General features: G+C 72.1%; 12 protein-coding genes. 7 read left to right on the forward strand and 5 right to left on the reverse strand.

What is annotated here, in order from left to right; genetic code table 11:
* Positions 1-315: 315 nt before the first annotated feature.
* Positions 316-669: a hypothetical protein gene (locus ACIGDI_RS14115; protein ID WP_399895303.1), complete on the reverse strand. Its 354-nt coding sequence runs from the start codon at positions 667-669 to the stop codon at positions 316-318.
* 19 nt (positions 670-688) lie between these two features.
* Positions 689-1,222 (reverse strand): 2'-5' RNA ligase family protein, encoded by a 534-nt coding sequence (locus ACIGDI_RS14120; protein ID WP_399895306.1) that lies wholly within the window; start codon positions 1,220-1,222, stop codon positions 689-691.
* Positions 1,223-1,368: 146 nt separating this feature from the next.
* Between ACIGDI_RS14120 and ACIGDI_RS14125 the strand changes: the two genes are divergently transcribed.
* Together ACIGDI_RS14125 and ACIGDI_RS14130 are read left to right on the forward strand one after the other, a co-directional pair.
* Positions 1,369-1,827: a MarR family winged helix-turn-helix transcriptional regulator gene (locus ACIGDI_RS14125; protein WP_399895309.1), complete on the forward strand. Its 459-nt coding sequence runs from the start codon at positions 1,369-1,371 to the stop codon at positions 1,825-1,827.
* Between the two features lie 168 nt (positions 1,828-1,995).
* Complete coding sequence (locus ACIGDI_RS14130) at positions 1,996-3,207, forward strand: MFS transporter (protein ID WP_399895312.1); 1,212 nt, start codon at positions 1,996-1,998, stop codon at positions 3,205-3,207.
* A 429-nt stretch (positions 3,208-3,636) separates the two neighbouring features.
* Here ACIGDI_RS14130 and ACIGDI_RS14135 read toward each other — a convergent pair whose 3' ends face one another.
* Positions 3,637-4,557 carry a LysR family transcriptional regulator gene (locus tag ACIGDI_RS14135; RefSeq protein WP_399895315.1) on the reverse strand — a complete coding sequence of 307 codons (921 nt, stop codon included), beginning with the start codon at positions 4,555-4,557 and terminating at the stop codon, positions 3,637-3,639.
* Positions 4,558-4,708: 151 nt separating this feature from the next.
* Between ACIGDI_RS14135 and ACIGDI_RS14140 the strand changes: the two genes are divergently transcribed.
* The gene (locus ACIGDI_RS14140) at positions 4,709-5,950 is read left to right on the forward strand and encodes an MFS transporter (protein WP_399895318.1); all 1,242 of its coding nucleotides are present in this window, start codon (positions 4,709-4,711) and stop codon (positions 5,948-5,950) included.
* Between the two features lie 38 nt (positions 5,951-5,988).
* Here ACIGDI_RS14140 and ACIGDI_RS14145 read toward each other — a convergent pair whose 3' ends face one another.
* Positions 5,989-6,918, reverse strand: a complete 930-nt coding sequence (locus ACIGDI_RS14145; protein ID WP_399895321.1) for a hypothetical protein — start codon at positions 6,916-6,918, stop codon at positions 5,989-5,991.
* A 187-nt stretch (positions 6,919-7,105) separates the two neighbouring features.
* Here ACIGDI_RS14145 and ACIGDI_RS14150 point away from each other — a divergent pair, with 187 nt between their 5' ends.
* From ACIGDI_RS14150 to ACIGDI_RS14160, 3 genes are read left to right on the forward strand one after another with little or no spacing between them, the layout of a single operon-like run.
* Entirely contained in the window at positions 7,106-8,287 is a 1,182-nt protein-coding gene (locus ACIGDI_RS14150) for a CaiB/BaiF CoA transferase family protein (protein WP_399895324.1), read from the forward strand.
* Positions 8,288-8,342: 55 nt separating this feature from the next.
* The gene (locus ACIGDI_RS14155; RefSeq protein WP_399895327.1) at positions 8,343-9,509 is read left to right on the forward strand and encodes an acyl-CoA dehydrogenase family protein; all 1,167 of its coding nucleotides are present in this window, start codon (positions 8,343-8,345) and stop codon (positions 9,507-9,509) included.
* Positions 9,502-10,299: a GntR family transcriptional regulator gene (locus tag ACIGDI_RS14160; protein WP_399895330.1), complete on the forward strand. Its 798-nt coding sequence runs from the start codon at positions 9,502-9,504 to the stop codon at positions 10,297-10,299. The genes ACIGDI_RS14155 and ACIGDI_RS14160 overlap by 8 nt, the downstream gene beginning before the upstream one ends.
* Here ACIGDI_RS14160 and ACIGDI_RS14165 read toward each other — a convergent pair.
* Positions 10,266-10,973, reverse strand: coding sequence for an SDR family oxidoreductase (locus tag ACIGDI_RS14165; RefSeq protein ID WP_399895333.1), 708 nt, complete (start codon positions 10,971-10,973; stop codon positions 10,266-10,268). The genes ACIGDI_RS14160 and ACIGDI_RS14165 overlap by 34 nt on opposite strands.
* A gap of 103 nt (positions 10,974-11,076) precedes the next feature.
* On the opposite strand from ACIGDI_RS14165, the gene ACIGDI_RS14170 reads away from it, so the two are divergent.
* Complete coding sequence (locus tag ACIGDI_RS14170) at positions 11,077-11,922, forward strand: helix-turn-helix transcriptional regulator (RefSeq protein WP_399895336.1); 846 nt, start codon at positions 11,077-11,079, stop codon at positions 11,920-11,922.
* Positions 11,923-12,093 lie beyond the last annotated feature (171 nt).

Raw genomic sequence — 12,093 nt, forward strand, 5'->3', positions numbered from 1 at the left:
ACCCGCTACGACAAGACCGCCGAGTCCTACCAGGCAGCTGTCACCCTCGCCTCGCTCCTGATGTGGGCGTGACCCATTTGAAGACAACTCCTAGGGCCTGTCGTTTGGATCAGCTGGGCGTCGCGGGCCCTGGCACGCACTCCCCCAGAGGGGGCACCCCCAGCCGCGTTGTCGTCACTCGCCGACGCTCCGCGTCGACTCCCTCCTCCGCCTTGCAGCTGCACGCACCAGACCCCGCTCGGGTCCGCCGCCACGCACCGCTCCCTGCAGCCGACCTGATCCAAACGACAGGCCCTAGCCGCGGCCGTCGTCGTCCTACCGGAACTCGTGCACGACCTGGATCTTGCCGACGATGTGGGCGTTGAACTCGTCGAGTTCCTCGGCTGGCACCCACAGTTCGAGGATCGTCTCGCCGCCGGCCTGCCGCACCGGATAGCGGCTCACGAACTCCGAGTCGATCTCGAAGCGGGTGACGAACCCGGCGCCGTCGTGCTTGACGTTCCAGTCCCGGGCGATCCTGACGGCGTAGTCCTCGTTGAGCACCGGGTAGAAGATCGGCTGCTCGGGCAGCCGGGGTGGCCAGGCACGCCAGTCCAGTTCGCGGACCAGGTCGAGTTCCTTGGGGCCGGTGGGACGCCAGAGGGTGGTCGTGGGGCGCGGCCCGGCCATGGTGTTCTCCTGGACGTGTCTAACGAAGTGCGAACGACGCCCGATGCTGCCACTCCGCGCCGCCGAAGACCACGAGATCCACCGTCGGCACACGCGCGGTGAACGGCAGGGCGGCCCGCAGTCCCGTCTCGATTTCGTCGAGCACCGCGTCGTCCTGCCCCTGGGCCACCGTCAGATGCGGGTGCGCCTCGTACTTGCCTCCGTACGGCGGGACTTCGGGCCAGCGGTCGACGACCGCCTCGGTGAGCCGGCGGAACGGGAGCTCGGGGTCGGGGGCGAGATAGAGCACCCCGGGGAAGCGACCGCAGGCCTCGAACCGCACCTCGAAGGACGGGTGACGCCCGAAGATCTCGTCGAGGACGGCGCAGGTCCCGTGGCCGACGAGGGAGGCGTGCAGGAACGGGAAGAGCACGGTGACGTGCGCCGGGACGCCGGCCCGGGCGGCGGGGTCGTAGCGCTCCCGCCACGTCCGGACGGCGGGCTCCGCCTCCGGTACGGGCACGACGAGTGCCGTCTGGCCCGGTACGAAACGCTCGGAATCCTCGGCTGCCATGCCATGGGTGTATCAGCAAGATCCCGGTCGACGCGACTCGGTTCCCGACGCACCGCTTGCAGGCGCCGTATATGTGCCCGAGCCGACAATTTCATCGGTGTCCTATCCTGGACCGCAGGCACTTCGGGACGGAGGACCAGGGCCCCATGACCGCGACAGATCCGGCGCTCACCGCCCTCGCTCAGGGCTGGTGCGCCCTCTCGCTGCTGCACGGCAGGATCGAGGCCCACATCGAGCGCGCGCTGCAGGCCGCGCACGGCCTGAGTGTGCGGGAGTACTCACTGCTCGACGTGCTGAGCAGGCAGCACGACGGCGAGGGCGGCCATCTGCAGATGAAGCAGGTCGCCGACGCCGTCGTACTCAGCCAGAGCGCCACGACCCGCCTGGTGACCAGGCTCGAGGACCGCGGGCTGCTGACCCGCTACCTGTGCCCCACGGACCGGCGCGGCATCTACACCAATGTCACCGAGTCCGGCCTCGAACTGCTGGAGCGGGCCCGCCCCACCAATGAGGCCGCCCTGCGCGAGGCCCTGGACGAGGCCGCCCTGAACCCGGAACTGGCACCACTGGTCAAGGCCGTCGAGACGCTCCGCGTCCCCGCCTGAGACCACCGCCCCCGCGAGCGGCAACGCTTCGGGGGCTTCGCTTTGCCCAAATACTTGCGCACACGTACTACCCGCTCCCAGCTTTACATGTGCTTGCATTTAGCCCGCGTGTGCAACTATTGTCGACGCTTGTAAGCGACACACGCAATCGCCTGGAAGGTTCTTCCCATGCCTCTCGCCCTCCTGGCCCTGGCCATAGGGGCCTTCGGGATCGGCACCACCGAGTTCGTGATCATGGGCGTGCTGCCCGAGGTCGCGGGGGACTTCGGCGTCTCCATCCCCACGGCCGGCCTGCTCGTCTCCGGCTACGCCCTGGGCGTCGTCCTCGGCGCTCCCCTGCTGACCGTGCTGGGCACGAGGGTGTCCCGCAAGAAGATGCTCATGTTCCTCATGGGCCTGTTCGTGGTGGGCAACACCCTGTCCGCCCTCGCGCCGAGCTTCGGCGTCATGCTCGCCGGCCGGGTCGTCGCCTCCCTCGCGCACGGCGCGTTCTTCGGCATCGGGTCCGTGGTCGCGGCCGGGCTGGTCGCGCCCGAGAAGAAGGCCTCCGCGATCTCCCTGATGTTCACGGGACTGACCGTGGCCAACGTCGTCGGAGTGCCGCTCGGCACGTACATCGGTCAGGCCGCCGGCTGGCGGGTCACGTTCGCCGCCGTCGCGGTCCTCGGCATCGCCGGTCTCCTGGGAGTGGCCAGGCTGGTCCCGGAGACGGGCCGCCCGGAGTCCGCCACGGTCCGTACGGAGTTCGCCGCCTTCCGCAACGCGCAGGTGTGGATCGCCATGGCGATGACCGTCCTCGGCTTCGGCGGGGTCTTCGCCGCGGTCACGTACATCACGCCGATGATGACGGAGGTCGCGGGCTACTCGGCCGGCGCGGTCACCTGGCTGCTGGTGCTGTTCGGGGCCGGGATGTTCCTGGGCAATCTGGTGGGCGGCCGGTTCGCCGACCGGGCCCTGATGCCGATGCTGTTCACCGCCCTCGGCGCGCTGTCCCTGACGCTGCTGGTGTTCACGGCGACCGCGCACGACAAGGTGCTCGCGGCGATCACCCTGACCCTGGTCGGCGCCCTGGGCTTCGCCACCGTGCCGCCGCTGCAGAAGTGGGTGCTCGACCAGGCCTCGGCCGCGCCGACGCTGGCGTCCGCCGCGAACATCGGCGCCTTCAACCTCGGCAACGCGCTGGCCGCCTGGCTGGGCGGCGTCGTCATCTCCGCCGGGTTCGGCTACACCTCACCCAACTGGGTCGGCGCACTCCTGACGGGCAGCGCCCTGCTCCTGTCCTTCCTGGCGGCGTACCTCGACCGCCGCACCCGCTCGACCGCCCGGGTCGTGACGGGTTCGGCCCCGGCCGAGAGCGCGCCTGTCTCGGCACGGCACTGACCACGGCCGACGTGGGCGCGGCCGCGGGCGCGCGCGATGCGGGGGGGGGAGCGGTGACCGGGCCGGCTCTGCGCGGGGAACCGCGACCGGGCCGCATCCGCTCAGATGCGCGGCAAGCCCTGCCCAGGCCGCATCGGCGCGGGATGCGCGGGGAGCCGTGACGAGGCCAGCTCAGCGCGGGAAACCGCGATCAGGCCCTCCGCGCGGGAACCCGCGACCGGGCCGCCTCCGCGCGAATGCGCGGCAAGCCGTGATCAGCCCCGCCCCGCGCGGGAAACCGCGACCGGCCGGCTCCCCGCGAATGCGCGGGTAGCGATGACCGTGCCGGCTCCGCGCGCATGCGCGGACAGCGACAGCCGCGCCTGCTCCGCACGGAAATCCGTGACCGGGTCAGCTCCGCGGAATGCGCCGGAGGTCACGGCTGGGGGCTCAGCCGGCCCACTCAGGAGTCCACGTGTCCTCGCTCTTCCGAGCGGTGCCGAGGTGGGCGCGGAGTGCGGCAAGGGTCGGGTGCGGGTTGTCCGCGCGCCAGATCAACGAGTGCGGGTAGACGGGCGTGGGATCGCGGAGCGGAATGCGGCGCAGACCGTGGCCGGCCGGCCAGACCATGCGGGTCTGCACGCCCACGAAGGTCGCCAGGTGCGGGGAGTCGGCGATCGTGTCGAGGAGCGGTTCGGTGCCGAAGTCGGGTCCGGTGACCTCGATGGTGAAGCCGAAGGCCGCGCCCAGGTCGTCGTAGAAGGCGGCCCATTCGGTGCCGGCGACGTTGCCGGGCATCCAGATCCGGTGCCCGGCCAGCTGGGCGGGCGTGACGGCGCGGGCGGCGGCGAGCGCGTGCCCGGGGCCGGTGAGGAGCTCCAGGGGCTCGTCGTGGACGCGGGCCGCGGCGAGGCCGTCGGGCAGCCGGCGGGCGGGGAGCGTGAGGGCGCGGAAGGACGCGTCGATCGTGCCGGAGCGCACGGCGGAGATCGCCGTGTCGGCATCGAAGAGGGTCACGACGTCGAGCGCGGCGTCCGGATGCGCGTGGTGGAAGTCCCGTACCAGGTCGGCCGGTGCCAGGCGGCGGCCGATCACGTCGACGCGCAGGGCGCGCCGCCCCGGTCGTACCGAGGCCGCGGCCCGTTCCTCGGCCCGCAGGAGGTCGCGGGCGTGCGGCAGGAAGACCTGTCCGTCCACGGTGAGCCGGGCGCCTCGGGCGGTCCGCGTGAACAGGCGGGCTCCGAGGTCCCGTTCCAGCGCCGCGACCCGCTTGGAGACGGCCTGCTGGGTGATCTCCAGGGTGAGGGCGGCCTCCCGGAACCGTCCGGCGTCCGCGACGGCCACGAAGGTGCGTACTGCGTCGAGATCCACGGCCCTTTTCTACAGCGTGCGGCGGTACGGCACCGAGCACCTCCCCACAACCACCGGTTGTCGCGCGCCCGGCGTGTCGGTTGTTTGCCCCCAGGCCCCGTGTGCGGCTTTGATGGCGCCGGTCGGAGTCGGGCGGTACGGGGAGACGGGCATGCGGGGCGGGCGATCGCTGGGGCGGCGGTTCGAGTGGCTGTGGGCTGCGTACGCCGTCAGCGCGCTCGGCACCTGGCTCGCCTTCGACGCGTTCTCGCTGATCGCGGTGATCGTGCTGCACGCCGGGGCGACCGAGGTCGCGGTGCTGTCCGCGGCCGGGCTGGCGGTGGGCGCGGTGGTGGCGACGCCGCTCGGGCCGTGGATGGAGTTCCGTCGCAAGCGGCCCGTGATGATGGCCATGGACCTGGTCCGCTGCCTGGTGCTGCTGACCGTTCCGGCCGCCTACGCGCTCGACGCCCTCACCTTCGTGCAACTGCTGGTTGTGGCGGTCGTCGTCGGCGCTGCCGACGTCGGCTTCACGGCGGCAAGCGGGGCCTTCGTGAAGTCGCTGCTGGCGCCGGAGGACCTGCTGGCCGCGAACGCCCGGTTCGAGGCGACGCAGTGGACCGCGACCATCCTGGGGCCGCCGCTGGGCGGGGCCGCGATGGGCGTGTTCGGGCCGGTGATGACCGTACTGGCCAACGCGGTCAGCTTCCTGCTGTCGGCCGTCGGCATCCGTGCGATCGGCGGCACCGAGACTCCTCCCGTACGCACGGGCCCGGCGCCGGCCGGTGGGCTGCTCGAGGGCTGGCGGTACATCCTGGCCCATCCGGTACTGCGCCCACTGTTCCTCAACACGGCGCTCTACAACGCCCTGATCATGGTGTCGGTTCCGCTGCTCGCCGTGCTCATGGTCGGTGACCTCGGGTTCTCGGCCTGGCAGTACGGTCTGGCGTTCTCCGTGCCCAGCGTCGGCGGGCTGATCGGCTCACGGCTGGCCCGCCGACTCGTGCCACGCTTCGGGGAGCGGCGGGTGCTGCTCACCTCGGGGTGGCTGCGCGCGTTCTGGCCGATCGGCCTGGCCTTCGTCGGGCCGGGCACGGCCGGACTGGTGCTCGTCATGGCCGTGGAACTCGGGGTGATCACGTCCTGTGCCGTCTTCAACCCGGTGTACGCCACCACGCGGCTGCGGCAGACGGACGCGGACCGGGTGGCGCGCACGCTCTCCGCGTGGTCGGTGACCAACAAGGCGACGACCGCCGCGATGACGGCCCTGTGGGGCCTGCTGGCCGGCGTGACCGGACCCCGCACGGCGATCGCGATCGCCGGGGTACTGGTACTGGCCACACCACTGCTGCTCCCCCGCCGGATCGAGGCCCCGCCGGCTCCGGCGCAGCTGCACGCGGAGGAAGCGGCCTGACGGCACGGGCGGCGCCCCCCAGCGCGCCGGTCAGGGACTCAGGGGACTTGGTCGAAGCCCACCTCGGCCCGGGCGTGGGCGTCCTCACGGTGGCTCGCGACGCGCAGTGCCGCCGTCGGTCCCTCGCCCGCGGGGTCACCGCAGACCAGTAGGCGCTCGCCGCAGAAGACGGGCTTGAGCAGCCGGTAGGAGACGGAGCGCACGAGCCGTTCCGGTTGCCGTCGGCGGACCTCTTCGAGCATGGCGAGGACCAGCAGCGGACCGTGCACGACCAGCCCCGGGTAGCCCTCGACGTCCGTCGCGTACGGGACGTCGTAGTGGATGCGGTGGGCGTTCGCGGTCAGGGCGCTGAAGCGGAACAGCAGTGCGGGATCGGTGTGCCACTCCCGCTGCCAGCGGGATGTGCCGTCGAGCGGCCGGGCCTCGGTGTCCAGGGTCGGGGCGGACGGTACGGACCCGTGGCTGCCACTGCCGCTGCGGTAGACGAGGTGCTGTTCCTCGGTCAGGCAGAGGCGTCCGTCCTGCCGGTACTCGCTGCGCTCGGTGACGAACAGCAGATCGCCGCTGCGTCCCCGCTTGGGACGGACCCGGTCGACCCGGCTGTGCCGCTCCGCCGGCCGGCCCACCACGAGCGGTGCGGTCACCTCCAGGCGGCCCCCGGCGAACATGCGGCGCCGGCGCGGCAGCGGGGGCAGGAAACGGCTGTCCCGGGGGTGCCCGTCGGGGCCGAGTTCGCCGCGCCGGGGCCAGGACAGGAAGTGCAGCCAATGCCACAGGGGCGGCAGGGCGCCGCCCGCGGCGGCGACCGGGGCCGGCAGATCGAGGACCGCGGAGAGCGCCGCCACGGGCGCGGCGTCGAGGGGATCGGTCGTACGGGAGTCGTCGGGGCGCCAGGTGCGGGCGATCTCTTCGAGGAAGCCGAAGTCGGCCGCGGGCTCGGAATCGGAACCGGAATCGGAACGGGGCAACGGGACTCCCGAGGGGGTGCCTGACCAGGTGCCGCATTGTTGCGTACAAAGCCCGGGCATGGTGCGGGATGCGGTCTCGGCCGCGTCAAGCATGGGCCGTGAGCCACTGTTCAGGGGGCGGTGTCCGCCGTTGACAGGTCCGCGGATTCGGCCGTACAAATTGCCCCACACAACCCGGAGGCCGACCGTGCGACTCCCCTTGTCCGGCATCACCGTGGTCAGCCTCGAACAGGCCGTGGCCGCGCCCTACGCCACCCGTCAGCTCGCCGACCTCGGCGCCCGCGTGATCAAGGTGGAACGTCCGGGCGAGGGCGACTTCGCCCGCCGCTACGACACCACCGTGCACGGCCACTCCAGCTACTTCGTCTGGCTCAACCGCTCCAAGGAGTCCCTCACCCTGGATCTGAAGGACCCGCGCGGCCTGGAGATCCTGCACGACCTCCTGGCCGACGCGGATGTGCTGGTGCAGAACCTGGCGCCGGGCGCGGCCGGCCGGCTCGGCCTCGGCGTGGACGCGCTGGCCGAACGGTATCCGCGGCTGATCCCGTGCACGATCTCCGGCTACGGCACGAGCGGCCCGTGGGCCGACCGCAAGTCCTACGACCTGCTGGTGCAGTGCCAGACCGGCCTGGTCTCGCTGACCGGGACGCCCGAGGAGACCGCCCGGGTCGGGATCTCCGTCGCCGACATCGCCGCCGGGATGTACGCCTACACCGGCGTCCTGACCGCCCTGTACACACGGGCCACGACCGGGCGGGTCCACCCCGTGGAGGTGTCCCTGTTCGAGGCGCTGGCCGAGTGGATGGGCCAACCCGCCAACTACACCCGCTACGGCGGCAGTCAGCCCGTCCGCCTCGGCACCCAGCACGCCACCATCGCCCCGTACGGCGCCTTCCCGACCGCCGACGGCAAGCAAGTGCTGTTGTCCATCCAGAACGAGCGCGAATGGGCTGCCCTGTGCGGGCGGTTCCTGGGGCGGCCGGAGTTGACGGACGACCCCCGCTTCGCCACCGGATCCCAACGCGTGGCGCACCGGGACGAGTTGAACGCCATCGTCGCCGAGCGCCTCGCTCGCTCCGACGCCGAGGAGATCCTGAAGGACCTGGAGGGCATCGGCATCGCCTGCGCCGGGGTCAACGACGTCGCCGCGTTCCTCGACCACCCGGTGCTGGCGGAGCGCGGACGCTGGCGGGAGGTGGCCGTGCCCGGCGCCACCGTGCAGGCGCTGGTTCCGCCGGCCGACCTCGCGGGGGTGCCCGCCCGCATGGACCCCGTACCGGACGTGGGCGAGCACACCGACGCGATCCTCGCCGAACTCGGCCTTACCCGCGCCGACATCGAGGCGCTGCGCGCCGACGCCGTCGTCTGAACATCTCGACGACCCCGAGCACCACCACCGTTCCGGATGATGTGGAGATCCGTCGATGAGCGTCCTGGACATCCTCTCCGCCGACGAACGGCTCGTCGTACGGACCGTGCGCGAGTTCGTCGACAAGGACGTCAGACCCGTCGTGCGGGAGCTGGAGCACGGCGACACCTATCCCGAAGCCCTCATCGAGCGCATGAAGGAGCTCGGCGTCTACGGGCTGGCGATCCCCGAGGAGTACGGCGGCAACCCGGTCTCCATGCCCTGCTTCGTGCTGGTCACCGAGGAGCTGGCGCGCGGCTGGATGAGCCTGGCCGGGGCGATGGGCGGGCACACCGTCGTGGCGAAGCTGCTGCTGTCGTACGGCACCGAGGCGCAGAAGCGGCGGTACCTGCCCCGGATGGCCACCGGGGAGGTCCGCGCGACGATGGCGCTCACCGAACCGGGCGGCGGTTCGGACCTGCAGGCCATGACGACCGTCGCGCGCCGCGCGGGCGACGAGTACGTGGTCGACGGGGCGAAGACCTGGATCACCAACGCCCGCCGCGCCGGCCTCATCGCGCTGCTGTGCAAGACCGACCCGGCCGCCCGGCCGCGCCACGCGGGCATGTCGGTCCTGCTGGCCGAGCACGGTCCCGGCCTGGTCGTCTCCCGGGACCTGCCCAAGCTCGGGTACAAGGGGGTGGAGAGCTGCGAGCTGTCCTTCGAGGATCACCGGGTGCCGGTGGACGCCCTGTTGGGCGGCGCGGAGGGGCAGGGTTTCGCCCAGATGATGAAGGGGCTGGAGACCGGCCGCCTCCAGGTCGCCGCCCGGGCGCTGGGGGTGGGGCGGGCCGCCCTGGAGGACTCGCTGCGCTACGCCCGGGAGCGGGAGAGCTTCGGAAAGCCGATCTGGCGCCACCAGTCCGTGGGGAACCTCCTCGCCGACATGGCGACCAAGCTCACCGCCGCCCGCCAGCTGGTCCTGTACGCGGCCCGCGAGGCGGACGCCGGACGCCGGGTGGACATGGAGGCGGGCATGGCGAAGCTGTTCGCGTCCGAGACCGCGATGGAGATCGCGCTCGACGCGGTCCGGATCCACGGCGGTTACGGCTACTCGACGGAGTTCGACGTCGAGCGGTACTTCCGGGACGCCCCGCTGATGATCGTCGGCGAGGGCACCAACGAGATCCAACGCAATGTCATCGCCGACCAGTTGGTGGCGCGGGGCGGACTCGATGACTGAACGGCCGCAGCGGGAGAGCGCATACGTCCGGCTCGCCCGCGGGCTGCGGACGGCGATCCTGCGCCACGACTACCCCGACGGGGTGCGGCTGCCCACCGAGGCCGAACTGGCCGAGACGTACCGGGTGAGCCGGCAGACCGTGCGGCGGGCCTTCCAGGACCTCGTGGCCGAGGGACTGGTGTACCGGGTGCCGGGTCGCGGCACGTTTGCGACGCCCCGGGAGGAGCAGTACCTACGGCAGTTCGGCTCGGTCGACGACCTGATGGGGCTGTCCATCGACACCCGCATGGACGTCGTCACGCCCCTGCACCGCCGGGTGGACGTCGACGCGGCCGGCCGCCTCGGCCTGCACACCGACCGGGTGCACAAGCTGGCTTTCCTGCGGCGCCACGAGGACGTCGCGTTCTGCCACACGTCGGTCTGGCTGCCGCCCGCCGTCGGCCGACTCCTGGAAACGGTGCAGGTGTTGACGCTGCCGGGCACGCCCCACGCCTTCACCGTCATCGGCCTGCTGGACCAGCGGCTGCCGGAACCGATCGCCGAGGCCGAGCAGAGCATCACGGTCGCCGAGGCCACGGCGGACCTCGCCGGGCACCTCGGCTGCGAACCCGGCCGCGCGCTGCTGCGCATCGACCGCGTCTACCGGACGGTCGGCGGGCAGCTCGTCGAGCTCGCCGTCAGCCACTTCCTGCCGGAGCACTACTCGCATCGCGTACGGCTGCGACGCAGCGGTGCCCCGGCCGGTTCACGCGCGGCTCACCAGGGCAGCGGCCCGTCGACGTCGAAGTAGCCGCCGGTCGGGCCGTCCGGGCCGATCTGTGCCATACGGACGATGACCTCGGCGCCCTCCTCGACGCTCTGGGTGCCCGTGTTGCCGTTCAGGTCCGTCTTGGTGAACCCCGGTTCCACGGAGTTGATCCGCATGTCCGGGAACGCCTTCGCGAACTGCACGGTGAGCATGTTGACCGCCGTCTTGGACGTCGGGTAGGCGATGCCCGGGTAGAAGTGGGCGGGGTGCGCGGGGTCGGAGAGGGCGGTCAGCGAGGCCAGGCCGCTGCTGACGTTGACCACGACCGGGGCGGCCGAGCGGCGCAGCAGCGGCAGGAAGGCGTGCAGGACCCGCACCACGCCGAAGACGTTGGTCTCGAAGGTGGTGCGCATGTGGTCGGCGGTCACGGTCTCGGCGACCGGCACGCTGTTGTCTTCGGTCCGGGTCTCGATTCCGGCGTTGTTGATCAGCACGTCCAGACCCCCGGCGGCCTCGACGGTCTTGACCGCGGCGTCCACGGAGGCGTCGTCGGTGACGTCGAGCTGCACGAAACGGGCGCCCAGTTCCTCGGCGGCCCGGCGGCCGCGCTCCGCGTCCCGGGCGCCGACCCAGACGGTGTGCCCCGCGGCGACGAGCCGGCGGGCGGTCTCGCGGCCGAGACCCTTGTTCGCTCCGGTGATGAGTGTTGTCGTCATGCCGTCCACCGTGCCGCGCGGCGAAGGGAGCAGCCAGTCGCCTCCGCTTCCTGGGACTGCCGGTACCAGGCACATCCGGGACGGACGGTGTTCACTGGGCGGCATGACGGCCACGGAACTCGGACAGGCACTGCGGCGCTGGCGCGACCGGGTCTCCCCGGACGCGGCCGGACTGCCCTCGGGAGGCCACCGCAGGGCGGCCGGTCTGCGGCGCGAGGAGCTCGCGATGCTGGCCGGGATCTCGGTCGACTACATCACGCGCCTGGAACAGGGCCGGGCAGTCAACCCCTCGGCGCAGGTCGTCGAGGCGCTGGCGCGGGCGCTGAGACTGTCGGGGGACGAGCGGGCGTATCTGTTCGGGCTGGCGGATCTGGTTCCGCCGGGACCTGACGTGGTGCCGGGATACATCACGCCGAGCGTCCAGCGGCTGCTGGACCGGCTGGTCGACACGCCCGTCGGGGTCACCGACGCGGCGATGAACCTGCTGCTGGCCAACCCGATGTACGCGGCGCTGATGGGCGACCCGTCCCGGCTGCGGGGCCTGGAACGCAACGGCGCGTGGCGCAACTTCATGGGGGTGCCGAGCCGGGTACGGCACACTCCCGAAGAACGGCGCTCCTTCGAGGCCGGGATCGTCGCCGAGCTGCGGTCGACCGCCGCCCGCTACCCGGCCGACCGCCAACTCCAGCGCCTCATCGCGGAGTTGAGGGCAGGCAGTCCCCGCTTCGCCGAGCTGTGGGAGGCGGGCGTCGTCGGCCGGCTCCAGGGGTCGCACAAGACGATCGACCACCCGCAGGTGGGCCTGCTGACCCTCGACTGCGACCTGCTGCGCGTCGAGGAGAACGACCTCCACATCCTCGTCTACTCAGCCGAACCCGGCACGGAGGCCGCGGAGAAACTGGAACTGCTGTCCGTACTCGGCACCCAGAACCTGATCGACCAGGGTTAGGCCGCCGGACCCGGCCCGGACCGGCCCCCTGGCCCCGCGCATGCCGGTGCGCTGCGCGCGACGGCCGGGCCGGCGAACGGAAGCGGGCCGCCGTCCCGGCCAAGATTCCGTGGCCCTGCACCTGGCGGGCACTGTGGGCACGACCCGGTCAGCCAGGGGCGGGCCGCTCGG

The sequence above is a fragment of the Streptomyces sp. NPDC085900 genome, from assembly GCF_044540925.1.
GTDB lineage: Bacteria > Actinomycetota > Actinomycetes > Streptomycetales > Streptomycetaceae > Streptomyces > Streptomyces gilvifuscus.

Bases quoted from the DNA above. Each gene is read 5' to 3' on its own strand.
- ACIGDI_RS14115 (WP_399895303.1), bottom strand. From the start codon at position 669: ATGGCCGGGCCGCGCCCCACGACCACCCTCTGGCGTCCCACCGGCCCC.
- ACIGDI_RS14120 (WP_399895306.1), bottom strand. From the start codon at position 1,222: ATGGCAGCCGAGGATTCCGAGCGTTTCGTACCGGGCCAGACGGCACTC.
- ACIGDI_RS14125 (WP_399895309.1), top strand. From the start codon at position 1,369: ATGACCGCGACAGATCCGGCGCTCACCGCCCTCGCTCAGGGCTGGTGC.
- ACIGDI_RS14130 (WP_399895312.1), top strand. From the start codon at position 1,996: ATGCCTCTCGCCCTCCTGGCCCTGGCCATAGGGGCCTTCGGGATCGGC.
- ACIGDI_RS14140 (WP_399895318.1), top strand. From the start codon at position 4,709: ATGCGGGGCGGGCGATCGCTGGGGCGGCGGTTCGAGTGGCTGTGGGCT.
- ACIGDI_RS14155 (WP_399895327.1), top strand. From the start codon at position 8,343: ATGAGCGTCCTGGACATCCTCTCCGCCGACGAACGGCTCGTCGTACGG.
- ACIGDI_RS14160 (WP_399895330.1), top strand. From the start codon at position 9,502: ATGACTGAACGGCCGCAGCGGGAGAGCGCATACGTCCGGCTCGCCCGC.
- ACIGDI_RS14165 (WP_399895333.1), bottom strand. From the start codon at position 10,973: ATGACGACAACACTCATCACCGGAGCGAACAAGGGTCTCGGCCGCGAG.
- ACIGDI_RS14170 (WP_399895336.1), top strand. From the start codon at position 11,077: ATGACGGCCACGGAACTCGGACAGGCACTGCGGCGCTGGCGCGACCGG.